Genomic DNA, 25,392 nt, shown 5'->3' on the forward strand with positions numbered 1-25,392 from the left:
ACGACGACGCCGTTCGCTAGCGGACAGCCACCTCACGCGTCCTGAAAGAACTCATTCCTCGGACCACCTCCTTTCCCGTGTGCCACCACGGTAGGCCGCGCGACCGCAGCGCTCAACGGGTTTAGCGCGAAGAAAGCTGCCTCGTCAGACGACGGCCGCGGCGGCGAACTGGGACTGGTAGAGCCGCGCGTAGGCACCGTCCGCAGCCAGCAAGGCCTCGTGCGTGCCCTGCTCGACGATCGATCCGTGCTCCATCACCAAGATGAGGTCGGCGTCCCGGATGGTGGAGAGCCGGTGCGCGATCACGAACGAGGTCCGGTCGGTGCGAAGCGCGGCCATGGCGTGCTGCAACAACAACTCGGTGCGGGTGTCGACCGACGAGGTCGCCTCGTCGAGGATCAGGAGCTCGGGGCTGGCCAGGAACGCCCGCGCGATGGTCACCAGCTGCCGCTCACCGGCGGAGAGGTTCGATCCCTCCTCGTCGACCAGGGTGTCGTAACCGTCGGGCAGCGAGTGCACGAATCGGTCGACGAAGGTGGCCCGGGCCGCGGCGAGGATCTCCTCCTCGGTGGCGTCCGGGCGGCCATAGGCGATGTTGTCGCGAATGGTCCCCTCGAAGAGCCAGGTGTCCTGGAGCACCATCCCGATCTGGCTGCGGAGGTCGGCGCGAGGCATCGAGGTGATGTCCACGCCGTCGAGGGTGATGCGGCCCCGCCGTACGTCGTAGAAGCGCATCACCAGGTTGACCAGCGTGGTCTTGCCGGCGCCCGTCGGTCCGACGATCGCGACCGTCTGCCCGGGGCGCGCGACGAGCGAAAGGTGCTCGATCAGCGGCTCGTCGGGGTCGTAGGAGAAGGACACGTCCTCGAAGCAGACCTCGCCGTGCCGCTCCGCAGCCGGGCTGCCGGCCTCGTCGCGGCTCTCCTCCGGGGCGTCGAGCAGCTCGAAGACACGCTCGGCCGACGCGACCCCGGACTGCAGCAGGTTCGCCATCGAGGCCACCTGGGTGAGTGGCTGGGTGAACTGCCGGGAGTACTGGATGAAGGCCTGGATGTCACCCAGCGACATCGACCCGTGTGCGACCCGCAGCCCACCGACGACAGCGATCACGACGTAGTTGAGGTTCCCGACGAACATCATCACCGGCATGATGAGGCCGCTGACGAACTGGGCGCCGAAGGACGACTTGAACAAGGCCTCGTTCTCGACCTCGAAGGTGTCCTCCACCTCGTGCTGCTTGCCGAAGACCTTGACCAGGGCGTGCCCGGTGAAGGTCTCCTCGATGTGGGCGTTGAGCCGCCCGGTGCGCCGCCACTGGTCGATGAACAGGGGCTGCGAGCGCGCCATCACGGTGCGCGCCGCGATCATCGCGATCGGCACGGACACCAACGCGACCAGGGCGAGCACCCACGAGATCCAGAACATCATGCTCAACACGGCAACGACGGTGAGCAGGCTGGTCATCAGCTGGCTCATCGTCTGCTGGAGGGTCTGGCTGACGTTGTCGATGTCGTTGGTGACCCGCGAGAGCAGCTCACCGCGCGGTTGCTTGTCGAAGTAGCTCAACGGCAGCCGGTTGACCTTGTCCTCGACGTCGGCCCGCATCCGTCGGACGGTGTTCTGCACGACGTCGTTGAGCAGGTAGCCCTGCCCGAAGCTGAGCAGTGCGCCGACGGCGTACACGCCGAGCGCGAGCAACAGGACCATCGCGACGGCGTGGAAGTCGACGCCGTGGGTCAGGTGCATCGCCGAGACCAGGTCGGCCCGGGTGGAGTTGCCGGACGCCTTCAGGTGTGCCACGGCGTCGGCCTTCGAGCCGTGAGCGAGCACCTGCTTGCCGACCAGACCGCCGAAGATCAGGTCGGTCGCGCGGCCGAGGATCTTCGGCCCGAGGGCCGCGAGGGCCACCGCGCACAGCGCGAACAGCACGACGCCGATCGCCTTGGCACGGTCGGGGCGCATCCGCGCGATCAAGCGCTTGGCCGACGGCTTGAACGTGCTCGCCTTCTGGCCGACCATGCCGCCGCCCCACGGGCCGCGACCCGGCCCGCCCTGAGCCACCTGGACCCGCTCGGTCTCCTTCAGGCGGCCGCCCTGCGCGGTCGACCCTGCCTCCTGACGTCGCTCGCTCATGCCGCCTCCTCCGCGGACATCTGGGACTCGACGATCTCCCGGTACGTGGCGCAGGACTCGAGCAGCTCGTGATGGGTGCCGCTGCCGACGACCGCACCGTCCTCCACCACCAGGATCAGGTCCGCGTCGCGGATCGTCGACACGCGCTGCGCGACGATCAGCACCGTCGAGTCACGCGTCACCGGCTTGAGCGCGGCCCGCAACCGGGCGTCGGTCGCCAGGTCGAGCGCCGAGAACGAGTCGTCGAACAGGTAGATCTCCGGCCGCCGGATCAGGGCTCGTGCGATGGCCAGCCGTTGCCGCTGACCACCCGACACGTTGGTGCCGCCCTGGGCGATGTGCGCCTCCAGCCCGCCGGGCATCGCCGCGACGAAGTCGCGGGCCTGGGCGATCTCGAGCGCCTCCCACATCTCCTCCTCGGTCGCGTCGGCCTTGCCGTAGCGCAGGTTGGAGGCGACGGTCCCCGAGAAGAGGAACGCCTTCTGCGGGATCAGGCCGAGGCGGGCCCACAACGCGTCGGGGTCCAGCCGTCGTACGTCGACGCCGCCGACGTACACGGCGCCGCCGGTGACGTCGAACAGCCGCGGGACCAGGTTGACCATCGTCGACTTGCCGGCGCCGGTCGAGCCGATGATCGCGACCGTCTGTCCGGGGCGCGCCTCGAAGGTGACGTCGCGCACCACAGGGACGTCTGCTCCGGGGTAGGTCAAGCTGACCGAGTCGAAGCGCAGGGTGCCGCGCTCGGCGACGCCGGTGACCGGCTGCTCGGGCGCGACCACCGAGCTGTCGGCGTCGAGCACCTCGACGATCCGGTCCGCGCAGACCGCGGCGCGCGGGATCATCATCATCATGAAGGTGCCCATCATCACCGACATCAGGATCTGCATGATGTAGGACAGGTAGGCAGTCAGATCGCCGATCTGCATGGTGCCGGCGTCGATGCGATGCCCACCGAACCACAGCACCGCGACCGAGGACAGGTTCGCGATCACCATCACGGTCGGGAACATCGCGGCCATCCACCGCCCGGCCCGGACCGAGACGTCGGTCAGGTCGTCGTTGGCGACCCGGAACCGCTCGGTCTCCTCGGGCTCGCGTACGAAGGCCCGCACCACGCGAACGCCGGTGATCTGCTCGCGTAGCAGCCGGTTCACCTCGTCGATCCGGACCTGCATCTGGCGGAAGCTGGGCACCATGTGCGCGATCACGAACCCGATCGAGGCGGCGAGCAGCGGGACTGAGACCGCGATCAGCCAGGACAGCCCGAGGTTCACATGCATCGCCATCACGATGCCGCCGACCATCATGATCGGCGCCATCACCATGAGCGTGAAGGACATCAGCACCAGCATCTGGACCTGCTGGACGTCGTTGGTCTCGCGGGTGATCAGCGACGGTGCGCCGAAGTGCTGGACCTCGCGCTGGCTGAACATGCCGACGCGGTGGAAGATCGCCGCGCGCAGGTCACGACCGAAGCCCATCGCGGTCCGGGCCGCGCAGTAGACCGCGGCGACCGAGCAGGCGATCTGGACACACGCGACACCGAGCATCACGGCCCCGGTCCGCACGATGTAGCCGATGTCTCCGGTGACCACACCGTTGTCGATGATGTCGGCGTTCAGGCTGGGCAGGAACAGGGCCGCTACGGTGCCGACGAACTGCAGGCAGACGATCGCCACGATCCACCGGCGGTAGGTCCGCAGATAGCGGCGGACTAGCTCGATGAGCACTCAGATCCCTCCTTGGTCGGGTGCGGAGCCCTCGCGGAGCGTGCCGTGCAGCACGACGTCCACGATCTGCTCGGCGGTGAGCGGGCGCTGGTTGGAGATGTGCGGGTGGCTGCCGGAGAAGGTCAGCAGCCGCAGCAGCTGCACGACGTCCTCGACCGGAACGCGGAACCGATCGGCGTCCGGATCGAGCACCCTGCCCAGACCCTCGTTGGCGAGTCGCTTGCGCAGTTGTGGCGCGCCCATCCGGTCGGGGGGCCGGCGTACCGCCATCGCTGTCATCATCTCGAAGATCCCGATGAACCTTCGCTGGAGCAGTGCGGTGGCCTCCACGAGCCGGGCCTCCAGGGGCTCGGCCAGGTCGATCCCGGCGATCGCCTCGAGGAACGGCTCGGGATCGAACTCGGCGGCGAGCACGGCGTCGAAGAGGCCGTCCTTGGTCGGGAACACCCGGAAGATGGTGCCCTCGGCGACGCCGGCCGCCTCGGCGATCTGCCGGGTGGTGGTGTCCCGGCCGTGCTCGACGAGCAGCGGGCGCGCCGCCGCCAGGATCGCCGTACGGCGCTCGTCCGCCGGCATCGGCCGAGCACGCTCTCGGGTGGTCACGCCCGCCAGCATAAGTGAGTGAGCACTCACTCACAACGGATTTTCCCACTCTGCCGAGGCGGCGCAACGTTGCCGCCCGAACCTGCCGAGGCGGCGCAACTTTGCAAGCAGCCGCGGACGACCTGCAAATTTGCGCCGCCTCGACGTACTTCCGCTGCAAGGTTGCGCCGCCTCGACGGAGGTTCAGCGCAGCGCGGCGGCGAGGTCGCTTCCGGGGAGGACGGGAAGGCGGAGGACGGCACCGTCGGGACCGCCGACGTGGACCCGGTTGAGGCCGGGCAGGCTGGGCAGAGAGGCGGCCGAGGCACCGACCAGCTCGAGACGCAGCCGGTGACCGGCAAGGAAGCGGTTGCCGATCGGCCAGAACTCCACGTGATAGGTGCGTACGCCGAGTGGCCCGGCCGACTCCCGGACGCTGTAGTCGCCGTACGGCTGCACCAAGCGACCGGAGCTGTCGTGCAGCGACTTCGACTCGTCGACCTTCGGGAAGGCGGTGCTGAGCCGTCCCACGGTCAACGGGTGCGTGCTCCCGTCGGGGGCGACGTCGGACAGCACCGCCCAGATCGGCCCGCCGGGCGTCGTGCTCGAGAGTGGTACGTCGAGATCCGCCGGCCCGACCGTGTCCACGGCACGGGCGAACGGAGCGGTGGTGTAGGTCAGTCCGACCGACTCGGCGAGCCGCATGTCGGACAGGATCGGCAACGCGTCGGTGACCTTGTCGAACCCGGCCGCGTCGACGATCGCGGCGTTGGGAACGTCCGCGCTGGTGGGCAGCGAGGGCACCGCCGGGTAGGACTGCACGGCGATCCGGCTCGGGGGCTGCAGGCTGAGCGATCCGTCGTTGAGCGAGTGTGCGGACCCGCTCTTCGTCGGGTCGAGGTGGAGGCTGGCCCAGGTGGTCCGCGGGACCGGCCAGTCCGTGGCGTCGCGACGCACGAAGTCGCCCGCGAGGTAGGCCTTGCGATCGCCCTCGGACAGGAACATCTGCACGCGCGGGTCTGCCTGCACACCGTTGTCCACGCCACGCAGGTAGTGGTCCAGCCAGCGGCCCGCCTCGGCCACGCCATCGTCGGTGCCGGCGGGCGCGCCGTCATGCCCGCCGACCACCATCAGGTGGGCGCCGTCGCCCTTCAGCGCCTGGTACATCTGGAAGGCGCCTCGCGACTCCACGTCGAAGAACCCGTCGATGATCAGCACCGGGATGGGCTGGGCCGCGCCGCGGAAGGCCCGCTGCCGCCACCACGCGTCGAGCGTCGGGTGCAGCAGGCCCGCGTCGAGCCCCGAGGTGAACAGCCCGCGCATCACATCCAGTGAGGACGAGGGGTTGCGTTGCAACCGATCCGCACCCTGCTCGAGCGCGGGCGCACCGATCAGCGCCAGCACACCCGCGCCGGGCACGATGTTGCTGATCCCGCCGGGCACCAGCAGGTCGCGGTAGAGGTCCGACGTCCCGGACTTCATGATCGCGGCCTTCACGCACGGCAGGGGCTCGTGCATCGCGTTGTAGGCGAGGATCGCGCTGGCCGAGAACCCATTGAGGGCGAGCGCACCGTTGCTCCACGACTGGCTGCACGCCCATCGGAGCGTCTCCTGCACGTCCTGCTGCATCCGCCGGCCCATCGCGTCGAACTGCCCGTCGCTGTCGCCCGTCCCGCGGTCCTGGACCAGCAGGAAGTTGTAGTTCGGGCCGACGGTCAGGGTCTGGCTGTTGCGGCCGTACGGACTGAACTCGACCACCGTCGGGCGCGAGGTCAGCGGCGACTGCCCGGTCAGCGTCGCTGCCAGTGAGACCCCATCGGAGGTGGTGAACCGCAGGCTCTGTGAGACGGGTCCGGCGGCGCTCGCGCCGGTGGCACCGACCAACGGGAGCAGCCAGACGGGCAGCAGCGCGAGCAGGACGAGCAGACGCCTGGACCTCATCGCGTTCCTCCGATCGCCTCATCAACGACCGCGCGACGATCTCGCTACGACACGGACCGGTCCGACCGGCGGGGATCGCGGAAGGACCTCCGACACCGGTCACTCGCCGCCCCCCGCAGCGACGAGGACCCAGCCAAGGCGCTGCGCACCTCGATGAGCGACCTGAAGCGACGTCGACTCCGACGACACGACCAGCACCGTGCGCCGGAGTCGCTCAGGGCGCCAGTCGCTGCACCAGCCACTGGTCGGCCTCCTGGACGGTGGAGCGCCGGTAGACGAGCCGGTCGTGCATCCGACCCCGGCGACCCTGCCAGAACTCGACGGTGTGCGGGCTGACCACGTAGCCGCCCCAGTACGGCGGGCAGGGCACGTCGACGCCCTCGAACCGCCGCTCCGCCTCGACGTACGCCGCCTCCAGCTCGCCGCGGCCGGACACCACCGACGACTGCGCCGAGGCCCACGCGCCGAGCTGGGAGGCCCGGGGCCGGGTCGCGAAGTAGGCCTCGTCGTCGGCCCGCGAGAGTCGGGCGGCGCTCCCCTCGATCCGCACCTGCCGCTGCAGCTCGAACCAGCCGAACACCAGCGCGCACGCGGGGTCGGCGGTCAGCTCGTGCGCCTTGCGCGAGTCGTGGTTGGTGTAGAAGCGGAAGCCGATGGCGTCGTACCCCTTCAGCAGTACGGCGCGGGCGGACGGCCTGCCCCCGGAGACGGTGCTCAGCACCATCGCGTTGGGCTCGTGGACCCCACCGCGACGGGCGTCCTCGAACCAACGGTCGAACATCGTGATCGGGTCGTCGGCCAGGTCGGACTCGTCGAGCCCGCCGAGCTGGTACTCCTCGCGCATCCGGGCCAGGTCGGCGTCCATGTCGCGACCCTAGCGGCTGCTGGCACAATGCAGTCGATCACATCGACGGAGCAGCGGAACGTCCGCGGAGGAGAGACATGACCGAAGTACACGAGGGACTCGAGGGCGTCGTCGCCTTCCGGACCGAGATCGCCGAGCCCGACAAGGACGGCGGCGCGCTGCGCTACCGCGGTGTCGACATCGAGGAGATCGTCGGCCGGATCCCCTTCGAGAAGGTATGGGGTCTGCTGATCGACGGCTCCTACGAGCCGGGCATGCCTCCCGCCGAGCCGTTCCCGCTCCCGGTGCACACCGGCGACATCCGCGTCGACGTGCAGTCCGCAGTGGCCCAGCTCGCCCCGGTCTGGGGGCTGCAGCAGACCTACGACATCGACGACAGCCAGGTGCGTGAGGACCTGGGCAGGGCTGCGGTGATGGTGCTCTCTTACGTAGCCCAGGCCGCCCGTGGGATCGGCCAGCCGATGATCCCGCAGCGGCGGGTGGACGAAGCGAAGACGATCGCGGAGCGCTTCATGATCCGTTGGCAGGGCGAGCCGGACCCCCAGCACGTCAAGGCTGTCGATGCCTACTGGAGCTCCGCCGCCGAGCACGGCATGAACGCGTCGACCTTCACCGCGCGGGTGATCACCTCGACCGGCGCCGATGTCGGTGCCGCGCTGTCCGGCGCGGTGGGCGCGATGAGCGGCCCGCTGCATGGTGGCGCGCCCTCCCGGGTTCTGCACATGATCGAGGAGGTCGAGAGGACCGGCGACGCCTCGTCGTACGTCAAGGGGCTGCTGGACAACGGCGAACGGCTGATGGGGTTCGGCCACCGCGTCTACCGCGCCGAGGATCCTCGCGCACGAGTGCTTCGGCGAACGGCGCGCGAGCTCGGGGCACCCCGCTACGAGGTCGCCGAGGCACTGGAGAAGGCTGCTCTCGCCGAGCTGCGCGAGCGCCGGCCCGACCGAGTCCTGGAGACCAACGTCGAGTTCTGGGCGGCGATCGTGCTCGACTTCGCCCAAGTGCCGCCGCACATGTTCACCTCGATGTTCACCTGCGCGCGCACCGCCGGCTGGTCGGCCCATATCTTGGAGCAGAAGCGCACCGGTCGGCTGGTCCGTCCGTCGGCGCTCTACGCGGGACCCGCCGCACGTCCGGCATCCTCGGTGGACGGCTGGAACGACGCCTGGGGCATCTGACCAGGTCCGGCGTAGTCTCTCGGCATGGAGCCGTTCAGGCTTCCGACCAAGGAGCACCAATGGCCGACAAGTCGCCCCGGCAACACCTCTCCAAGAAGGCTGGGAAGTCCATCAAGGAGAAGCGCGCCGACAAGCAGGCCAAGCGGGCCGGTGCCGACGACACCGTGATCGTGCCTCCGGCCAAGCAGCGCCGGGGTCACTGACCCGACCCCGCGACGGCGCTGCGCCGCAGGTCAGCTGCGCCCGCGGCTCCGGAGCCCGGTACCGACGGCGTGGAGGTGCCGCAGCCCTGCGGCGTACGACGCCAGCGCCGCGGTCTCGGTGTAGGTGACGCCACGATCGGCACAGAACTGCCTGACGATCGGCTGCGCCAGACGCAGGTTGGGCCGCGGCATGCTCGGGAACAGGTGGTGCTCGACCTGGTAGTTGAGCCCGCCGAGCGCCGCGTCGGTGAACCAGCCACCGCGGACGTTGCGTGAGGTCAGCACCTGCCGCAGGAACGGGTCGGCTGCCTGCTCGACATCCATCACCGGCATTCCCTTGTGACCGGGCGCGAAGGACATGCCGAGGTAGACCCCCTGCAGAGCCTTCTGGAGGACGACGAAGGCGAGCACCTGCGGCCACGTCAACGTGAACACCAGCAGGGCCACGTAACCGGCCAGGTGTGCGGTCAGCAGCACCGACTCGATCGCACGCCCCTTGACCTTCGGCTTGAACATCTCCCGCACGCTGGACACGTGCAGGTTCACCGCCTCGCCGAGCAGCATCGGGAAGAACATCGCGGCCTGGTGGCGGGTCAGCCAGGCGGCCGCACCACTGCGCTGGTCGGCTTGGTCGGCGTCGAACACGAGTGCGCCCGCGCGCACATCCGGATCGGTGGCCAGGTCGTTGGGGTGGGCATGGTGGGCGTTGTGCTTGGTGACCCACCACGCGTAGCTCAGCCCGGCGAGGAGATCTCCGGAGACCAACCCGAGCGCGCGGCTCAACCGTCGGTCTCGGGTGACCTGCTGGTGCCCGACGTCATGGCCGAAGAAGCCGAACTGCACCGAGACCACGGCCAGGACGGGTGCGAGCAGAAGCAGCCACCAGGAGTCCCGCCAGACGACCATCGCCGCCACGACGAGCGCCGTCACGAGCAGATTGGCCGCGAAGACGCCCGCGTAGAACCACGGCCGCCGCCGCAGCAGGTTGCGCTCGCGCACCAGCGCGGAGAGTGCGGCGTACCCGCTGGGGGGCGCCGGTCGGGCGACAGGCGGGACGATGGGAAGCTGAACGGTCACAAGGGACTCCGAGCCAAACGAGGCGGTGCCACGTGGCGACGGAGATGCCGGATGTGGAACGTTCGAAGCCTGTCGAAGCAAACCGCGTGAAACCCCCGGCAGGCCCTGGACCTTGAGTCTACATCCCCCCTGGGCACGCCCGCCGACGTCCGCTCACGTCGGCCCGACGATGGCCGGGCGCCGACGTGTTGCCTTGGTCGCCGGGCTAGACTGAGGGCACGACTGCACGACCAGGTCACCTTGCGACGCTGGATCGGGCAGCTAGCCGAGAGACGGTGCAATGCACCCGCACCAACGGCCCTTCGATCGCCAATCAGCGTCCTTCACCGGCCGCGCCGCTCCGCAGCAGTACGGCGTCTGCGGCGGCACGCATTGATCTCCTTCATCTGGTCCCCCGGCAATCGCCTGCCCGCAGGCACCGGGGGGTCTGAGAACTACACGGTTGGCCAGGTCCGTGAGCTCAACCGCCGAGGGATCGCCGCACAGGTGGTCACGGTCGGGCTCGGCAGCGCCGACGGCAGAGACGACTTCACCGACGTCCCCTTCCGGTCCCTGGCAACCCTTGCGGCGGTCAGCGACCTGGACGGGACCGTGGTCTTCGTCAACGAGCCGCATCCGGTCGCGACCAGGCATCCGGCGTACCTGATCCTGCACAACCCTCCGCCGATCCGGGACCGCTACCGCGCGTTCGCGACCGACGGAACCCGCGACCGGGTTCTGATCGCCACCAGCCGCTACGCCGCCGCCCTGTGGTCGGACTTCCTCGACGTCGACGTGGCGACCATTCGAGTCGTTCACCCCTTCGCCGAGCCGCACTTCGCCCGAGAGCCACGCCGGGCCTCCCCGACGGGACAGACACGGATCCTGTTCGCCGGAAGGCTCAGCCCGGAGAAGGGCATCTACACCCTCCTCGAGACACTGCATGTCGACGTCATCGACCGTGACGCATCGCTCACCTTCACCGCCACGACCGCTGGCTCGGACAAGCCGCAGGGCCGCATCATCGAGAAGCTGCTCGCCGCGCACCCCGGAATCGACGTGGTGCCCGCGTGCAAGAGCCCGGCCAGGATGGCGGCGCTGATGGCTGCTCACGACGTCGTGGTGATGCCGTCGAACAGCCAGTACTGGCACGAGACCTTCGGGATCGTCGCGATCGAGGCCCAGCACGCCGGGTGTCGGGTGGTCGCGTCGAACGACGGCGGTCTGCCCGAGACCGACTGCGGCGCGGTGGTCCTGGTCGAGCCGGACAATGCCGAGGCGCTTGCTTGGGGCATTCGGGCCGCGGTCGGCCAGGGGCCGCCCACTGCAGCGGCGCGGCAGCTCGCTTCGGCGATGTACACCGTCGCCGAGTCGGTGGACACATTGCTCGACGTGCTTGCCGGCCCGCTGCCGGTCCCGCCGGCGGTCATCCTCCGTCAGCTCGAGGAGCTGGCCATGGTGCCTGCACGCGAGGCGGGCGAGCGCGCCCCTGCGTGAGGTCGGTGGTCCGGCTCAACCGCGGCGGTGCTCGCGGACCCGCCAGCCGATGACCAGCAGGACCACCGCTGCGACGAAGCCGATCGCCGCCCAGTGTCCGGCCCGGCTGGCCACCTGCTGGTACGACGAGCCCGCGACGTGGCCGAGCACCACGAACCCGGTCCCCCACACGATCCCGCCCACCGCGTTCCACTTCAGGAAGCGCAGGTAGGGCATCCGGGCGGATCCGGCGAGCGCCGGCATCACTGCCCGGAAGAACGCGGTGAACCGGCCGAGGAACACCGCGACGCCGCCTCGCCGACGCAAGAACTCACTCGCCTTCTCGATCCGCGCAGCGTGTCTGGCAAGCAGGCGGGACTCCAGCACCTTCGGGCCGACGAGGTGCCTGCCCACCTCGTAGCCCACCGTGTCGCCGATGACGGCGGCGAGCACGACGACCACGATCGCTGCGGGGAACGGAACGTGCCCGATGCTGCTGGCGACCCCGGCCACGACGGCAGCGGACTCCCCCGGGATGACGAAGCCGACGAAGACCGCGTCCTCGGCGAAGACGAGCAGGCCGCAGACGACGAGCAGCCACACCGGATCCAGGGCCAGCACATGCTCCGGGATGTGCTGGAACCAGTTGAGAAAGCCGCTCACCCGCTTGAGTCTGCCCGACCCAGGATGACGGGAGGGTGAGGACCGCCGATCAGCCCTCCGGGAGCAGTCCCGACTGGATCGCGAAGACGACCAGCTGGGCGCGGTCGCGCGCGTGCAGCTTGACCATCGCCCGCGAGACGTGGGTGCGCACGGTGTCGGGACTGACCACGAGCCGATCCGCGATCTCCTGGTTCGAGGCGCCGGTGGCCACCCAGGCGGCGATCTCCCGCTCGCGCTCGGTGAGCCGGTGGATCTCCGGATGTGCACCGACGGCCGTGCGGGTCGCACCGAAGTGCTCGATCACCCGCCGGGTGACCGACGGAGCGAGGAGCGAGCCGCCCTCGGCGACGACCCGGACGGCGTCGAGCAGGGCCGTCGGATCGGCGTCCTTGAGCAGAAAGCCGCTGGCGCCCAGCCGGAGCGCCTCGAAGACGTACTCGTCCAGCTCGAAGGTGGTCAGCATGACCACCCTGACCCCGGCCAGCGTGGGATCACCCGCGACCTCCCGCAACATCGCCAGCCCGTCGAGGCCCGGCATCCGGATGTCACTGAGCACCACGTCGGGACGCTCCCGACGCAGCAGGGCAAGGCCAGTCCGGCCATCCTCCGCCTCGCCGACGAGCTCGAGGTCGTCCTCGGCCGCGATCAGCGTGGACAGGCCCATCCGGACCAGGGGCTGGTCGTCGATGACCGCGACCCGGATCATGCCGCCACCACCGGCAGCCGAGCCTCCACCGTGAACCCGCTGCTGCCCGGTCCGACGGCCAGGGTTCCGCCCAGGGCTCCGACACGCCGCCGCATGCCACTGATCCCCATGCCCTCGACCACCTCCCCACCTTGCCCGTCATCGGCGACGGTGACCACCAGCTGACCGGAGCCGGCCAGCACGCTCACCCGTGCCCGGTCGGCGCGGGCATGTCGCAGCACGTTGGTCAGGGCCTCCTGCACGACGGCGTAGGCCGCTGCGCCGACCGTCTCGTCCACGCCCTCTGCCCGGACCTCCACGCTGACATCGAGCCCGCCGGCCCGAACTCGATCGACCAGCACGGGCAGGTCAGCGAGTCCGCGTCGAGCTGCCCGCGCCGGCGCCTCCTCCCCCGGCCGCAGCGCGGACAGCTCGGCCCGCAACGCCTCGAGCGACTCCCGGCTGGTGTCACGGATCGCCAGCAGCGAGGCCCGCGCCGACTCGACGTCCTTCTCCAGCACGTGCAGGGCGACCCCGGCCTGCATGGCGATCACCGCGAGCCCGTGGCCCACTCCGTCGTGCAGGTCCTGGGCCATCCGCAGCCGCTCCTCGGTGGCCGCACGACGGCTCCGCTCCAGGGACGCATCCCGGCGAGCCCCGATGGTGTTCCCCACGGCTGCGGCCCCGGCACCGATCGCGGCGATCGCGCAGGCTTGCCAGACCGCGGCCGACAGCGAGTACTCGGCATGCAGGCTGCGGACCAGCAGGCCGATGGTCATCAGCAGCGTCTCGACGGCCAGCGGTGGGGCCCACTCACGGGGAGCTCGGTCACGCGCGAGCACGAACCCGGTCAACGGCACGATCAAGAAGATCGGGCCGTTCGACAGGCCGACCGAGAAGTACGTCGCCGCAGCCAGCCCGCTCAGCACCACCATCGCCCACCTGTTGCGGTCGAGGAGGAGCAGGGTGAGCCCCGCGACCCCGCCGAGGACCGTGGCGCCCACCGCGTGTGCCGGGGACTGACCGTGGTTCGCGCCGGCGGACCCGACGACGAGGACGAACAGGACAGGCACCAGCCACCAGCTCAGCGGTCGTGTCATGCCAGCACCGTAGGCGAGGCGGCAGCCCGGTGCGTCCGACCGGCCGCGTAGCCGGCGTACGCAGATCTGCGCACCGAGGTGCCGCCGTACGGCGGACGCGCGAGCCAGGCGACCCGACGATCGTGGAGCCATGAACGATTTCGTGGTGGAGACCGAGGGGCTCACCAAGTGCTACGGCGACGGGGCCTCGGCCCGGCTGGCCGTCGACGCGGTGAGCATGACCGTGCGGCGCGGTGAGGTGTACGGCTTCCTGGGGCCAAACGGGGCCGGGAAGACGACCACCCTGCGGATGCTGCTGGGCCTGATCGCGCCGACGTCAGGGACCGCCCGGGTGCTCGGGTCGCCGGCGGGACAGCCGGGCGTGACCGCGCGGGTCGGGGCACTGATCGAGGGGCCGGGCTTCTTCCCCTACCTGAGCGGGCGGGAGAACCTGGTCGCGATGGCTCGCTACCGCGGCCTCGACGATCGGCTGGCCGACGGTGCGCTGGCTCGGGTCGACCTGGCCGACCGCGGCGGTGACCGGTTCAAGTCCTACTCGCTGGGCATGAAGCAGCGCCTCGGCGTCGCAGCAGCTCTGATGGGTGACCCGGAGCTGATCATCCTCGACGAGCCGACCAACGGGCTCGACCCGGCCGGGATGGCCGACATGCGCGAGCTGATCGTCGACCTGGCCGCGGCCGGCCAGACCGTGGTGCTCTCGAGCCACCTGCTCGCGGAGGTCCAGGAGATCTGCGACCGGGTCGGGGTGATCTCCCAGGGTCGGCTGCTGCGTGAGTCCACCGTCGCGGAGCTGCGCGGCATCTCCTCTCTGGTCGTGCGCGCGACCCCGCTCGAGGAGAGCCTCGCCCTGTCCATGCGGCTGGCTGGTGACCACGGTGTCGCCGTCCTCGGGGACCGGCTGCGGCTCGCACTCACCCCGGACCGGGCGCCCGACGTCGTCCGCGCCCTGGTCGCAGCCGGGATCGACGTGCACGAGGTGACCACGAGCGAACGAACCCTCGAAGAGGTGTTCTTCGAGATGACCACGACGAGCCCGGCCCGCGCCGGGGTGCAGGAGGCAGCGCGATGAGCGCGATGAGTACGACGAGCCCGCTGATCGCCAGCGTTGACGCCGAGCTCTACCGGATCCGGAAGTGGCCGGCGGTATGGGTGACCCTCGGCGCCTGGCTGCTCCTGAGCGCGCTGTTCGGCTACGTGTTCAACTATGTGGCCTACCGCACCGGGAGCAACACCTTCTCCAACGAGGGCGAGAGCGCCTCGGCCCTGCTCGGCTCGATCCTGCCGGCCGCCGTACCCCACACGCTGATCGACGGGATGCCGATGTTCGGCGGCGCGCTGATGCTGGTGCTCGGGGCGATCGTGGCCGGCAACGGCTACGGCTGGGGGACCTGGAAGACCGTCTTCACCCAGGGCCCGTCTCGACGGTCCACGGTCCTCGGTTCGCTCGGCGCGCTGACGATCTTCGTCGTCGGGGTGGTCGCGGTGACCTTCGTCTTCGACCTCGGGCTCTCGCTGCTGGTCGCGGCGAGCGAGTCCCAGGCCGTCGTCTGGCCCGGTCTCGCGGAGTCGCTGCGGTCGATGGGGGCAGGCTTCCTGGTGATCGAGATGTGGAGCCTGGTGGGGTACCTGCTCGGCACCCTCGCCCGGGGGCCTGCGCTGTCGGTCGGCCTGGGCCTGCTGTGGGCGCTGGTGATCGAGAACCTGCTCCGCGGAGTCGGGACGATGCTGCACTGGGTCGCGGTGATCACCCACTTCCTCCCCGGTACGGCGGCCGGATCGCTGGTCGGCTCTATCGTGGGCGTGGGTGGCCCGGACAGCACGCCCGGCGTCGTCGGGGCGATCTCCGGGGAGCGCGGCGCGTGGACGCTGGCGGCGTACCTGGTGCTGCTGCCCGTCGCGATCCTCTCCCTGGTCCGGCGCCGCGACGTGGCCTAGCGTTGCTCAGCCGAGGGCGGCGCCGCAGGAGTCACAGAACTTCGCGGCGCCGTCGTTCTCGACCCCGCACTGTGCGCACGTCCGCTGCTCGGCGCCGATCCCGAGCACTCCGGTGCCGTCGGTGAGGTAGCCCGCGGACTGCTTGACCACCGGGGCAGCCTCCCCCATGGCGAAACGTGCCGCGGCACCGAAGAAGCCCGCCTGGAGGCACCAGGCCGCCGGCGCGAACAGGATCACCCCCACGAACAGCATCCAGAACCTGTGCGGCGTCGAGTCCAGGGAGCTCGGGCTCATCGCCGCGAAGAAGTCGACGAGGCCCATGATGAAGAAGACCACCGAGACGACCAGCAGCACGGCGCCGACCAGCCGCAGGGTGTTCCGGACCCCGCGCTGGTGCACGAGACCGGGCCCGGGGCCTGGGACATCACTCATGGTGGACTCTCCGGAGATGCGAGGACGGGGGCTGCCAGAATAGGTGCCGGCAGCAGGACTACCTGCCAGACCGGCCAGAAGGTTGCCTTCGAAAGGTTGTGGCTCGTGAGCGACATCGTCATCCCCGCCGACCTCAAGCCCACGGACGGGCGCTTCGGGGCCGGTCCGTCGAAGATCCCGACCGGTGCGCTGGCAGCCCTCGCCGCGACCGGCACGTCGCTGATGGGCACCTCGCACCGGCAGGCCCCGGTCCGCGACCTGGTCGGCCGGGTGCGTGAGGGGTTGTCCTCGCTCTTCGACCTGCCCGACGGCTACCAGGTGGTCATGGGCAACGGCGGGGCGACGGCGTTCTGGGACATCGCCACCTTCGGGCTGATCAGGGAGCGCAGCCAGCACCTGACCTTCGGCGAGTTCTCCTCGAAGTTCGCCAAGGCGGCCGCCACGGCGCCGCACCTGGCGGATCCGACGGTCATCGCCGCGGACCCGGGCTCGCTCCCGGAGCCCAAGGCGGAGGACGGCGTCGATGTCTACGCCTGGCCGCACAACGAGACGTCCACCGCGGTGATGGCGCCGGTGCGAAGGCCGGACGGGGTGGCGGCAGGCGACGCCCTGGTCCTGGTGGATGCGACGTCGGCCGCCGGTGGGCTGCCGGTCTCGATGCCGGAGTGCGACGTCTACTACTTCGCGCCGCAGAAGTGCTTCGCCTCCGACGGCGGGCTGTGGGTGGCGCTGATGTCGCCGGCCGCCCTCGAGCGAGCGGCCTCGATCGCCGCCTCCGGTCGGTGGATCCCGGCGTTCTTCGACCTGACCACCGCGATCGACAACGCCGGGAAGAACCAGACCTACAACACCCCCTCGGTGGCCACCCTCTTCCTGATGGCCGAGCAGCTGGACTGGATGAACGGCCAGGGCGGCTTGGACGCCATGGTCGCCCGCACCACGGCGTCCTCCCGGGCGCTCTACGGCTGGGCCGAGGAGACGTCGTACACCACGCCGTACGTCGTCGAGCCCGAGCACCGCTCGCTGGTGATCGGCACGATCGACTTCGACGACGCGATCAGCGCCGATACGGTCGCGGCCACGCTGCGGGCCAACGGCATCGTCGACACCGAGCCCTACCGCAAGCTGGGTCGCAACCAGCTGCGGATCGCGATGTACCCGGCGATCGATCCGGCCGACATCGAGGCCCTCACCCGCTGCATCGACTTCGTGGTCGAGCGGCTCGGGTGAGGACTTTCCCAGGTTGAGAACCCAAAGTCCCTCTTCACCCAGCAGAGTCGGTGTGTGAAGAGGGACCTTCCTGGGTGAGGTCGTCGCCGTCGGCGGATCCTGCACTCCCCGCCGGGGACAGTCGCGCCACGATCGCGTCGTACATCGACCGACCGAAGGCCACCAGCCGGGCCTCCTCGACCCCGGTGTCGGCCGCACTCAGGGTCTCCACCGCGGCAGCGACCGCGTCCTCGCGCGGCCAGCCGTAGACGCCGGCGGAGATCAGTGGGAAGGCGACGGTCCGGGCGCCCAGCTCGTCGGCGACCCGCAGCGCGTTGGCGTAGCAGGACGTCAGCAGCGACCGGTCGCGTTGGCCGGCGGTGTGGTTGGGCCCGACGACGTGGATCACCCATCGCGCAGGCAGCTCGCCTGCCGTGGTCCAGCCCGCCTGACCGGTCGGCAGACCGTCGGGGAACCGGGCGATGCAGTCGTCCAGGATCGCCGGGCCGCCCGCGGCGTGGATGGCGCCGTCGACGCCGCCGCCGCCACGCATCGCCGAGTTGGCGGCGTTCACCACCGCGTCGACCTGTTGCTCGGTGATGTCGCCCTGGACGCAGGTGATCCTCATGCCGGCAGCGTACGACGAGGCGTCGAGGTGGCCCCGGGTCACGACTCAGGGCTTCGGGTCGGCCGGCTGCTCGAGCAGATCGGCCAACTTGGGCCGCAGGTGCCACTGCGCGACCAGCTCGTCGTACTCATCGCGGACGCCGGAGGCGCCGGTCCGCACCGCGCGGAGAAGGGTGTTGCGCGGGGTGTGCCGGCTCGGCACGAACTCGATCACCTCGACGCGATAGCCCTCGGCCCGCAGCAGCGCGGCGCGCAATGCGTCGGTCAGGGTGTCGGCCAACCGTTCGCGCAGGATGCCGTCGCGGACCAGCAGGGAGTACGGCGCCGGGGCCCCGCGGTTCCGGAGCTGGGCTGCGACGTCGTGGTGGCAGCAGGGCGCCGCCAGCACGACCGTCGCGTCCCAGTCGACCGCCCGGGCGAGCGCATCATCGGTCGCGGTGTCACAGGCGTGCAGAGCCAGCACCACGTCGGGCGGCTGGGCGAGGGTGACCCCGTCGATGGTGCCGACCACGAACTCGATGCGCTCACCGACGCCCAGACGCTCGGCCACCTCGCTGTTGTGCCTGCGCGCCTGCTCCTTGACGTCCACCCCGACCAGCCGTGCGGGCAGGTCGCGCTCGTCCAGCCAGGCCTGGGCCGCGAAGGTGAGGTAGGCGTTGCCGCAGCCGAGGTCCACCACCTGCCATGGATCGGCCGTGGTCGGCGTCCGCAGCCGGCCGCCCGACATCGCATCGTCCAGGGCGGCGGCGAGGGCGCGCAGGAACTCATCGACCTGGCGGTACTTCGCCTGCCGACTCGGCCGCACCTTGCCCGCCGCGTCGCTGATGTCGAGCTCGCGGAGCACGGGGTGGTCCGGCCGGAGCAGGCGCTCCTTGTCCCGGTCGTGCGACCGGTCGGGGGCCGCCGCCCCGTCGGTCCGGACGGTGGCGTGGGTCAGCGCGCGGCCCTTCTTGGTGACCCGCAGCTGGTATGTCGACACATCGGTCTCCACGTGCCAGTTGCCGAACGGCTCTGCCAGCAGGTCGTCGACCGCGGTGGCAGCGTCCTCGTGGTTGGTGGTGAACGCCTGGGTCTCGTCGTACGCCGTGACCTGCAGGCGGCGCCCGGCCTTCAGGTCGACGTACCGCATCTCGACCCGCCGCCAGCGGGGCTGTTCTCCGCGCCGCCGGCCGGACGCGACTGCACGCACCAGCGCGGCGTCATCGAGGAGGAAGCCTCGGATGCCGTCGAGGGCGTTGGTGAGCGAGGGGTCCATCGGAGTCACTTCAGCAGGGCGGCGATCAGGACGATCAGCAGCAGCCCCGCCAAGGCGCACGGAATCAGCAGGCGGCGGTAGCGGGGATGCACGTGGCGAGCCTAGCGACTGGGCGTTCGGCCGCGCAGCGCCGATCGCGGCGCCTCACGCGGCCATGACGGTGTCGGTGGTCTCCTCGGTGGACGTGCGTGGCCGGCCGAGCCACGGGCTGCCGGTGAGACCTCGGAACACCACCGCGGCGAGGACGATGCCCGCCAGCGACATCAGCCCGCCTCCGATCAGCGTCCAACGCGCGCCGAAGGTGGCACCGACCCAGCCGACGATCGGGGCGCCGATGGGTGTGCCGCCCATCACCAGCATCATGTAGAGCGCCATCACCCGACCGCGCATCGAGGGGCTCGTGCCCAGCTGGACCGTGGTGTTGGCGGAGTTCAGCATCGTCAGGATGCAGAAGCCGAGCACGGGCGTGGTCACGGCGAACATGAGATAGCTCGGCATCAGCCCGAGGGCGATCTCGACCAGCGCGAAGGCGATCCCCGCGATGATCACGTAGTGCGGGCGTGGCTTGGCCACCCGACGAGCGCCCAAGAGCGCACCGGTCAGCGAGCCGACGGCCAGGGTGGTGCCGAGGATGCCGTACTCCCCCGGCCCCTTGTGGAACACCTGGGTGGCCATCAGCGCCGAGGTCATCTGAAAGTTCATCCCGAAGGTGCCCGCGAAGAAGCCTGCCGTCAGGATCATCGAGAGGTCCGGCCGGCTGCGCACGTAGCGGAAGCCGTCCCGGATCATTCCCTTGCCGCGTGGCGCCCGGGGGTTCTCGAAGAGCTCGTGGTCACGCATCAGCCCCAGCGCGCCGATGACAGCGAGGTAGCTGACCGCGTTGAGCAGGATCACCAGCCCGGTGGCACGCAGCGCATGCGCATCCACCACGCGGCTGGTCTGGATCGCTCCGCCGAGCGCGGCGATCAGGAAGCCGGCGATCGCCGGTCCCATCACCCGGGCGAGGTTGAACGAGGCGGAGTTCAGGCCGACCGCGTTGGTCAGGTCGTCGGGTCCGACCATCTCGCTGACGAACGACTGCCGGGCCGGCGCGTCGAAGGCCGATCCGATCCCGAAGCTGAACGCGACCGCATAGACCATCCACGCCTCGACCACGCCGGTGATCGCCAGCATGGCAAGGACGAAGGACCAGCACGCCATCCACGCCTGGGTCAGCTGGAGCAGGCGGCGCTTGGACATCCGGTCGGCGACCAGCCCGGCGTACGGCGAGAGGAGCAGCACCGGCAGGAACTGCAGCCCGGTGGTGATGCCCAGTGATGTGCTCGCCTGGGCATGGCTGCCGCCGTGCAGCTGCAGGACCAGCCAGTCCTGGCCGATGCGCTGGATCCAGGTACCGGTATTGGAGACGACGCTGCCGCTGGCGTAGAGGCGGTAGTTGCGGACGCGGAGGGCGCGGAAGGTCGGGCTCAAGCGGTCGCCAACCCCTGCAGGATCGGCGCGGCCGCGCGCAGCACGGCACGTTCGTCGGCAGTGAGCTCGGTGAGGCGCTGGGCGAGCCAGGCGTCGCGGCGCGCGCGGTCGGCACGGAGGGTGTCCCGGCCGTGCTCGGAGAGACGGACCAGGATCTGCCGACCGTCGGTCTCGTGCGGCCGCCTCTCGACGTACCCACCCTCCTCGAGGCAGTTCACCGTGCGCGTCATGCTCGGCGGCTGCACCCGCTCCTGCCGGGCGAGGTCACCGATCGTCAGCTCGTCGTTGTGGCGGGCCAGGCAGCCCAGGACCGACATCGCCGGGATGCTCAGCTCGTTGTCGGGGTGTCGCTCGTTGGTCAACCGTCGGCGCAGCCGCATCACGGCCAGCCGCAGCTCCGAGGCCAGCCCCGCGTCCGTCCTCGCCACCTTCTCGTACGTCGGCATGTCTTTAGCCTACCTCATTACCTTGGCTAACCAATTGCGCTGTGACAGAAGGAACAGCAGGAGCAGCAGGAGCAGCGGGAGCAGCGGGCCGGCCGGCGTCGACGCCGAGGCGGCGCAAAGTTGCCGCCAGGACGCGCCGAGGCGGCTGAACTTTGCAAACGGTGTGCAAACTTCAGCCGCCTCGGCCCGATCTCAGCGCAAAGTTGCGCCGCCTCGGCGAGATCCCCGCGGAGTCAGGTGAGCCAGGAGGTGATCGGGTTGATCGCGAAGTAGACCACGAACAGGGCCGCGATCACCCACAGCAGCGGGTGCACCTGGGCGCCCTTCGCGCGGACGATCTTGATCAGCACGTAGCTGACGAAGCCGGCACCGATGCCGACCGTGATCGAGTAGGTGAACGGCATCAGCGCGATGGTGAGGAACGCCGGTATGGCGATCTCGAGGTCGTCCCAGCTGATCCCCTTGACCTGCTGCATCATCAAGAACCCGACGAGCACGAGGGCGGGCACGGCCGCCTCGCTCGGGATCACGTTGACCACCGTCGCGAAGGGCATCGCGAGCAGGAACAGCACTCCGGTCACCACGGGCGCGAGGCCGGTCCGGGCCCCTTCCCCCACGCCGGAGGCCGACTCGATGAACGCGGTGTTGGATGACACGCCCCCAAGCCCACCGGCACTGGCCGCGAGCGCGTCGACGATCAGGATGTTCCGCGAGCGTGGCGGCATCCCCTCTTCGTCAAGCAGCCCGGCCTCGGCGCCGATGGCCGTCATGGTGCCGAGCAGGTCGAAGAAGTCGGCCAGGACGAGCGTGAAAAGGAGCAGCACCGCGGTCACCACGCCCGCCGACTGGAACGAGCCGAGAAGGTTGAAGTGGCCGAGGGTGCCCAGGTCGGGCGTGCTGAAGATCTGTTCTGGCAGCTTGGGCACGTTCAGGCCCCAGCCGCCCGGGTTGTGGGCGGACTTGACGCCCTGATGACCGATCGCCTCGACGATGATCGCGACGATCGTGGTGGCCACGATCGAGATCAGGATCGCGCCCTTGACCCGGCGTACCCACAGGACCACCACCAGGGCCAGTCCGATCAGGAAGACGAAGACCGGCCAGCCGGACAGCGTGCCGGTGGTGCCGAGTTGGACCGGCGTGCCTGCGCCGGCGCCGACGAACCCGGCGTCGGCGAAGCCGATCAGCGCGATGAAGAGGCCGATGCCTACCGAGATCGCGATCTTCAGCTGACCCGGTACGGCGCGGAACACCGCCGTCCGGAAGCCGGTCAGCACCAGGACCAGGATGATCAGGCCCTCGATGACGACCAGGCCCATCGCGTCGGCCCAGGTCATCTTGCTGGCGACCGAGTAGGCGATGAAGGCGTTGAGTCCCAGACCTGCGGCGATGGACAGCGGGAAGTTCGCCACCAGCCCCATCACGATCGACATCACGCCCGCCACAAGCGCCGTGCCCGCGGCGATCATGGCGAAGTTGCCGTGGTCGGACCCGAGGAAGTGTCCCGAGTGGTCCCTGACCCCACTCAGGATGATCGGGTTGAGCACGATGATGTAGGCCATCGTGAAGAACGTGACGACACCGCCACGGATCTCCCGGGCGACGGTCGAGCCACGCTCGCTGATCTTGAAGAACTTGTCCACGGGCGCATCCTTCCAAAGCCTCGGCCTCCCGGGCGGCGACTCGACCGGAGTGAGACGCAGTAGATTTGTCGGGTGCCACCGGACCTGGACGGGCTGGGCCAGCCCGACGACTACGAGATCGGCAACCGCCACTACATCGTGGCCGATGTCGAGCCCCTGGACGTCGACGGCGTACGCACCCTCCAGGTCGGTACGGCGATCTGGGCGCTGGCGTTCCTGCTGCTGCTGCCCTTCTACGGACGGCTCCACGAGGACGGCCACCTCTGGTGGCTGTGGACCTGCGCGGCGGGGTTCGGCCTGGGCGTCCTCGGCTGGGACCACTGCCGTCGACGGCGCAATGCCCGGCGCGCCGCCGACGGCTGAGGCCGGCTCAGCGCCCGGGCGCCGGCTCGAACGCTGCCGCGTCCCCGTAGATCCGGTAGAGCCGGAAGTAGCGGGCGTACGCCGGCGCGCAGTACCCGTCGATCACCCGGTAGGCCTTGGCGCCCGCGAGCACCTGGCCGCGCATCCCGGGCTGGTCGACCATGCCCCCGAAGAACTTCCGCATCCCGGCCACCAGTGACGCGCGCTCCTCGCGAGACATCTGCTGCCACTCGAGGCATCGTGCCGTGCGCACGGTCGCCGCGGGAGCCGGCACCACGTGGGCGACCGACTGCAGGTCCGACGAGCTGCTTCCGCAGCCGCCGAGGACGAGCAGCGGCGCGAGTCCGAGCACTGCCACCGCGAGGCGCAGCATCTGTCCGCACCTCATCGCACGACCTCCTCGAGCGCCGCCCTCTTCAACACGTCCGGACAGTCCTTGCCGGCCAGCACGCCGTACACGGCGCACGCCGCGCTGGCGGCCGCCGGGTTGTGCACCAGCGCAGGCTGACTCGCTGCGAGCAGCACACGTCCGGATGACCCCGGCCTCGGCGGCGTGGTGAACCAGGGACACAGCCCGGCGTCGTAGCCGCTGGCGGTCAGCGCCCCGAAGCACCCGAGCAGCTCGGCCTCGTTGGTGCTCCCGGTGCCCATGCTCGGCAGCAGGCCGCAGTCGGGCAGCAGCGCGGGCGACGTGGTGACCTTGGTGCCCTTGGCCGCGTGGTTGTCGTACCAGCAGTTGCCGGTGTTGGTCGGGAAGTCGTCCCACCAGAAGTCGGTCCCGTTCGGGCGCACCCGTCCGCTCGGGGAGACGCCCATGGTGTTGCCGTGGAAGACGTTGTCGTAGGAGGTCGAGAACTTCGTCGGGTCGCAGCCGGGCACCGGGATGTTGCTGCCGATGACCGGGCCGCACACCGTCGCGTCCGGCACTGCGAACAGCATCACCCCGCGCCGCCAGTTGTTCCAGAAGTGGTTGTCGCGGATCACGTTGTGGTTGCCGCCGGCGATCCACAATCCGGTCCCCACCGGCTCGGGCTGAGCCGGATGGATGGGCGAGCCCTTCACGTAGGGGTTGAAGTTGTTGGAGTAGAAGTTGTTGTGGTCGATCAGGTCACCGGACTGCGGGAAGCCTGGGTGCCCTGCGGCGGTGAACACGTCGGTGGTGAAGCCGAGGGTGTTGTCGTAGAAGTTGTTGTGGTCGATGTGCGTCGCGCTCCCATCGGTGCCGGAGTAGCCGGCGAGGTTGTGGTGGGAGTCGCAGCGGGTGATCCGCTGGCTATACCGGGCCTTGGGATACCACGTCTTGTCGCGGCCGGTGTTCGTCTTGGCTCCGGCGCCCGGGTAGACGCCGGAGTCACCGCTGCCGGCGGCATCACAGTTGCGGATCAGGCCGTGGTCGCCGACGAAGGTGAGGACGCCGTACTCGCCGCCGGCGTAGGTCTTGAACCGCTCGAGCAGGTAGCCGTCCGCCTCGATCACGTAGATGTCGTGCTCGGCGGCGTGCCGCACGGTGAGGTTGCGCAGCACGAAGCCGTCGGCCCGGTCCGCCCGGATGCCGACGTCCTTCTTCGACCCGCGCGGGAAGCCGTCGCCCGACCTGGCCCGCCCCGCCTCGACGATGACGTCGTCGGCACTGACTCCGGACCCCTCGAGCTGCAGGTTGCACCGGATGCACCTGCCGAGGTTCGGGATCCCGTGCCGGTCTCGCTTGGGCGGGTGGGGGTCCTTGCCGGGCCCGAGCGCACGGCCGATCACCGCGATCAGGTTCTGGTCGTTGGGGCAGTGGAACTGGTAGGGGTAGGACACGGCACCGCTGATGTCGCCACCCTGGTTGTCGGTGATCTCGTACTTCTTGCAGGCCGGGTCGTGGGTCAGCTTGCGCCGCGACTCGGGCTCCTTGTACAGGCCCGGCATCACGATCACCCGATCGTCGTTGTTCGACGCGGTCACCGCCGGCTGGATGTTGCGGTAGTGGCAGCGCCGGAACAGGTGTCGGTTGATCCGCAGCAGAGCGCGGGCGTGCCGGGCGCTCAGGGTCCGGTGGTCGGTCGGACGGATCGCGTAGCCGTGGGCACGGGCGTGGCGCACCGAACGACGCAGCCTCGTCATCGAGTCGGGCTTGCAGACCACCCGCACGGTGGTGTGCCGGTGCCGGGTGAGCGCGCTGGCCAGCGAGCGCGTCGCCGGGACGCGGCCGCCGGCGCACGGCGTCACCGTGCAGTCAGGCTTGGGGTCGGGCCAGTACGACGGCCGCTCGATGTGCGCGTGGGCCGCGACCGGCACCAGGAGCACGACTGCGAACGCCAGCACGACGGTCAGGACGGGACCCACCCAGGGGTGTGATCGTCGGGTCGAGGGAACCACATCGCCTCCGCACAGGCCGTGTCAACGTCCCCTCCT

At 70.0% G+C, this 25,392-nt stretch carries 24 protein-coding genes; 7 read left to right on the top strand and 17 right to left on the bottom strand.

Going from position 1 to position 25,392, the window contains the following annotated elements; genetic code table 11:
• Nucleotides 1–144: 144 nt before the first annotated feature.
• The 5 genes from Q9R13_RS09050 to pdxH all read right to left on the bottom strand — a co-directional run bounded on the left by Q9R13_RS09050 (nt 145) and on the right by pdxH (nt 7,251).
• Complete coding sequence (locus tag Q9R13_RS09050; RefSeq protein WP_310964774.1) at nt 145–2,133, bottom strand: ABC transporter ATP-binding protein; 1,989 nt, start codon at nt 2,131–2,133, stop codon at nt 145–147.
• Nucleotides 2,130–3,863: an ABC transporter ATP-binding protein gene (locus tag Q9R13_RS09055; protein WP_310964775.1), complete on the bottom strand. Its 1,734-nt coding sequence runs from the start codon at nt 3,861–3,863 to the stop codon at nt 2,130–2,132. The genes Q9R13_RS09050 and Q9R13_RS09055 overlap by 4 nt, the downstream gene beginning before the upstream one ends.
• The gene (locus Q9R13_RS09060; RefSeq protein ID WP_310964776.1) at nt 3,864–4,466 is read right to left on the bottom strand and encodes a TetR/AcrR family transcriptional regulator; all 603 of its coding nucleotides are present in this window, start codon (nt 4,464–4,466) and stop codon (nt 3,864–3,866) included. It lies immediately after the preceding gene.
• A gap of 183 nt (nt 4,467–4,649) precedes the next feature.
• The gene (locus Q9R13_RS09065) at nt 4,650–6,386 is read right to left on the bottom strand and encodes a CocE/NonD family hydrolase (protein ID WP_310964778.1); all 1,737 of its coding nucleotides are present in this window, start codon (nt 6,384–6,386) and stop codon (nt 4,650–4,652) included.
• 214 nt (nt 6,387–6,600) lie between these two features.
• Nucleotides 6,601–7,251 (bottom strand): pyridoxamine 5'-phosphate oxidase, encoded by a 651-nt coding sequence (gene pdxH / locus Q9R13_RS09070; RefSeq protein ID WP_310964779.1) that lies wholly within the window; start codon nt 7,249–7,251, stop codon nt 6,601–6,603.
• Nucleotides 7,252–7,328: 77 nt separating this feature from the next.
• On the opposite strand from pdxH, the gene Q9R13_RS09075 reads away from it, so the two are divergent.
• Nucleotides 7,329–8,432 (top strand): citrate synthase 2, encoded by a 1,104-nt coding sequence (locus tag Q9R13_RS09075; RefSeq protein ID WP_310964780.1) that lies wholly within the window; start codon nt 7,329–7,331, stop codon nt 8,430–8,432.
• Nucleotides 8,433–8,491: 59 nt separating this feature from the next.
• The gene (locus tag Q9R13_RS09080) at nt 8,492–8,635 is read left to right on the top strand and encodes a hypothetical protein (RefSeq protein WP_310964781.1); all 144 of its coding nucleotides are present in this window, start codon (nt 8,492–8,494) and stop codon (nt 8,633–8,635) included.
• Between the two features lie 30 nt (nt 8,636–8,665).
• Here the strand turns inward: Q9R13_RS09080 and Q9R13_RS09085 are convergent, their stop codons facing one another.
• A complete protein-coding gene (locus Q9R13_RS09085) occupies nt 8,666–9,712 on the bottom strand; it encodes a fatty acid desaturase family protein (protein ID WP_310964782.1) in 1,047 nt (348 codons plus the stop codon).
• A gap of 372 nt (nt 9,713–10,084) precedes the next feature.
• On the opposite strand from Q9R13_RS09085, the gene Q9R13_RS09090 reads away from it, so the two are divergent.
• Nucleotides 10,085–11,188, top strand: coding sequence for a glycosyltransferase family 4 protein (locus Q9R13_RS09090; protein WP_310964783.1), 1,104 nt, complete (start codon nt 10,085–10,087; stop codon nt 11,186–11,188).
• Nucleotides 11,189–11,203: 15 nt separating this feature from the next.
• Here the strand turns inward: Q9R13_RS09090 and Q9R13_RS09095 are convergent, their stop codons facing one another.
• The 3 genes from Q9R13_RS09095 to Q9R13_RS09105 are packed head-to-tail and all read right to left on the bottom strand — an operon-like array spanning nt 11,204 to nt 13,615.
• A complete protein-coding gene (locus Q9R13_RS09095; protein ID WP_310964784.1) occupies nt 11,204–11,830 on the bottom strand; it encodes a DedA family protein in 627 nt (208 codons plus the stop codon).
• Between the two features lie 49 nt (nt 11,831–11,879).
• Complete coding sequence (locus tag Q9R13_RS09100; RefSeq protein ID WP_310964785.1) at nt 11,880–12,536, bottom strand: response regulator transcription factor; 657 nt, start codon at nt 12,534–12,536, stop codon at nt 11,880–11,882.
• On the bottom strand, nt 12,533–13,615 hold the full coding sequence (locus Q9R13_RS09105; protein WP_310964786.1) for a sensor histidine kinase: 1,083 nt from the start codon (nt 13,613–13,615) through the stop codon (nt 12,533–12,535). Before Q9R13_RS09105 ends, Q9R13_RS09100 begins: the two co-directional genes overlap by 4 nt.
• Before the next feature lie 130 nt (nt 13,616–13,745).
• Between Q9R13_RS09105 and Q9R13_RS09110 the strand changes: the two genes are divergently transcribed.
• Both Q9R13_RS09110 and Q9R13_RS09115 read left to right on the top strand, forming a co-directional pair.
• On the top strand, nt 13,746–14,684 hold the full coding sequence (locus Q9R13_RS09110) for an ABC transporter ATP-binding protein (RefSeq protein ID WP_310964787.1): 939 nt from the start codon (nt 13,746–13,748) through the stop codon (nt 14,682–14,684).
• Complete coding sequence (locus Q9R13_RS09115; RefSeq protein WP_310964788.1) at nt 14,681–15,550, top strand: ABC transporter permease; 870 nt, start codon at nt 14,681–14,683, stop codon at nt 15,548–15,550. Before Q9R13_RS09110 ends, Q9R13_RS09115 begins: the two co-directional genes overlap by 4 nt.
• A 6-nt stretch (nt 15,551–15,556) precedes the next feature.
• Here Q9R13_RS09115 and Q9R13_RS09120 read toward each other — a convergent pair whose 3' ends face one another.
• Nucleotides 15,557–15,982: a zinc ribbon domain-containing protein gene (locus Q9R13_RS09120; RefSeq protein ID WP_310964789.1), complete on the bottom strand. Its 426-nt coding sequence runs from the start codon at nt 15,980–15,982 to the stop codon at nt 15,557–15,559.
• A 105-nt stretch (nt 15,983–16,087) separates the two neighbouring features.
• On the opposite strand from Q9R13_RS09120, the gene serC reads away from it, so the two are divergent.
• Nucleotides 16,088–17,212, top strand: coding sequence for a phosphoserine transaminase (serC, locus tag Q9R13_RS09125; protein WP_310964790.1), 1,125 nt, complete (start codon nt 16,088–16,090; stop codon nt 17,210–17,212).
• A 34-nt stretch (nt 17,213–17,246) separates the two neighbouring features.
• On the opposite strand, the gene Q9R13_RS09130 is transcribed toward serC, so the two are convergent.
• From Q9R13_RS09130 to Q9R13_RS09150, 5 genes are all read right to left on the bottom strand, one after another.
• The gene (locus Q9R13_RS09130) at nt 17,247–17,819 is read right to left on the bottom strand and encodes an O-acetyl-ADP-ribose deacetylase (protein ID WP_310964791.1); all 573 of its coding nucleotides are present in this window, start codon (nt 17,817–17,819) and stop codon (nt 17,247–17,249) included.
• Nucleotides 17,820–17,864: 45 nt separating this feature from the next.
• A complete protein-coding gene (locus Q9R13_RS09135) occupies nt 17,865–19,073 on the bottom strand; it encodes a class I SAM-dependent methyltransferase (protein WP_310964793.1) in 1,209 nt (402 codons plus the stop codon).
• A 144-nt stretch (nt 19,074–19,217) separates the two neighbouring features.
• Nucleotides 19,218–20,543, bottom strand: a complete 1,326-nt coding sequence (locus Q9R13_RS09140) for an MFS transporter (RefSeq protein WP_310964794.1) — start codon at nt 20,541–20,543, stop codon at nt 19,218–19,220.
• The gene (locus Q9R13_RS09145) at nt 20,540–20,989 is read right to left on the bottom strand and encodes a MarR family winged helix-turn-helix transcriptional regulator (protein WP_310964795.1); all 450 of its coding nucleotides are present in this window, start codon (nt 20,987–20,989) and stop codon (nt 20,540–20,542) included. Before Q9R13_RS09145 ends, Q9R13_RS09140 begins: the two co-directional genes overlap by 4 nt.
• 233 nt (nt 20,990–21,222) lie before the next feature.
• Entirely contained in the window at nt 21,223–22,632 is a 1,410-nt protein-coding gene (locus tag Q9R13_RS09150) for an NCS2 family permease (protein ID WP_310964796.1), read from the bottom strand.
• 72 nt (nt 22,633–22,704) lie between these two features.
• Here Q9R13_RS09150 and Q9R13_RS09155 point away from each other — a divergent pair, with 72 nt between their 5' ends.
• Nucleotides 22,705–22,995: a DUF2530 domain-containing protein gene (locus Q9R13_RS09155; RefSeq protein ID WP_310964798.1), complete on the top strand. Its 291-nt coding sequence runs from the start codon at nt 22,705–22,707 to the stop codon at nt 22,993–22,995.
• Between the two features lie 7 nt (nt 22,996–23,002).
• Here the strand turns inward: Q9R13_RS09155 and Q9R13_RS09160 are convergent, their stop codons facing one another.
• Both Q9R13_RS09160 and Q9R13_RS09165 read right to left on the bottom strand, forming a co-directional pair.
• The gene (locus Q9R13_RS09160; RefSeq protein ID WP_310964800.1) at nt 23,003–23,383 is read right to left on the bottom strand and encodes a hypothetical protein; all 381 of its coding nucleotides are present in this window, start codon (nt 23,381–23,383) and stop codon (nt 23,003–23,005) included.
• A complete protein-coding gene (locus Q9R13_RS09165; protein ID WP_310964801.1) occupies nt 23,380–25,323 on the bottom strand; it encodes a right-handed parallel beta-helix repeat-containing protein in 1,944 nt (647 codons plus the stop codon). The genes Q9R13_RS09160 and Q9R13_RS09165 overlap by 4 nt, the downstream gene beginning before the upstream one ends.
• Nucleotides 25,324–25,392: the final 69 nt, after the last annotated feature.

Source organism: Nocardioides marmorisolisilvae (assembly GCF_031656915.1).
In the GTDB taxonomy this organism is placed as follows: domain Bacteria; phylum Actinomycetota; class Actinomycetes; order Propionibacteriales; family Nocardioidaceae; genus Marmoricola; species Marmoricola terrisoli.

Excerpts from the sequence above, each read along its gene's own strand:
- Q9R13_RS09050 (WP_310964774.1), bottom strand. The coding sequence starts at position 2,133 with ATGAGCGAGCGACGTCAGGAGGCAGGGTCGACCGCGCAGGGCGGCCGC.
- Q9R13_RS09065 (WP_310964778.1), bottom strand. The coding sequence starts at position 6,386 with ATGAGGTCCAGGCGTCTGCTCGTCCTGCTCGCGCTGCTGCCCGTCTGG.
- pdxH (WP_310964779.1), bottom strand. The coding sequence starts at position 7,251 with ATGGACGCCGACCTGGCCCGGATGCGCGAGGAGTACCAGCTCGGCGGG.
- Q9R13_RS09075 (WP_310964780.1), top strand. The coding sequence starts at position 7,329 with ATGACCGAAGTACACGAGGGACTCGAGGGCGTCGTCGCCTTCCGGACC.
- Q9R13_RS09080 (WP_310964781.1), top strand. The coding sequence starts at position 8,492 with ATGGCCGACAAGTCGCCCCGGCAACACCTCTCCAAGAAGGCTGGGAAG.
- Q9R13_RS09100 (WP_310964785.1), bottom strand. The coding sequence starts at position 12,536 with ATGATCCGGGTCGCGGTCATCGACGACCAGCCCCTGGTCCGGATGGGC.
- Q9R13_RS09105 (WP_310964786.1), bottom strand. The coding sequence starts at position 13,615 with ATGACACGACCGCTGAGCTGGTGGCTGGTGCCTGTCCTGTTCGTCCTC.
- Q9R13_RS09110 (WP_310964787.1), top strand. The coding sequence starts at position 13,746 with ATGAACGATTTCGTGGTGGAGACCGAGGGGCTCACCAAGTGCTACGGC.
- Q9R13_RS09115 (WP_310964788.1), top strand. The coding sequence starts at position 14,681 with ATGAGCGCGATGAGTACGACGAGCCCGCTGATCGCCAGCGTTGACGCC.
- Q9R13_RS09120 (WP_310964789.1), bottom strand. The coding sequence starts at position 15,982 with ATGAGTGATGTCCCAGGCCCCGGGCCCGGTCTCGTGCACCAGCGCGGG.
- Q9R13_RS09130 (WP_310964791.1), bottom strand. The coding sequence starts at position 17,819 with ATGAGGATCACCTGCGTCCAGGGCGACATCACCGAGCAACAGGTCGAC.
- Q9R13_RS09135 (WP_310964793.1), bottom strand. The coding sequence starts at position 19,073 with ATGGACCCCTCGCTCACCAACGCCCTCGACGGCATCCGAGGCTTCCTC.
- Q9R13_RS09145 (WP_310964795.1), bottom strand. The coding sequence starts at position 20,989 with ATGCCGACGTACGAGAAGGTGGCGAGGACGGACGCGGGGCTGGCCTCG.
- Q9R13_RS09160 (WP_310964800.1), bottom strand. The coding sequence starts at position 23,383 with ATGAGGTGCGGACAGATGCTGCGCCTCGCGGTGGCAGTGCTCGGACTC.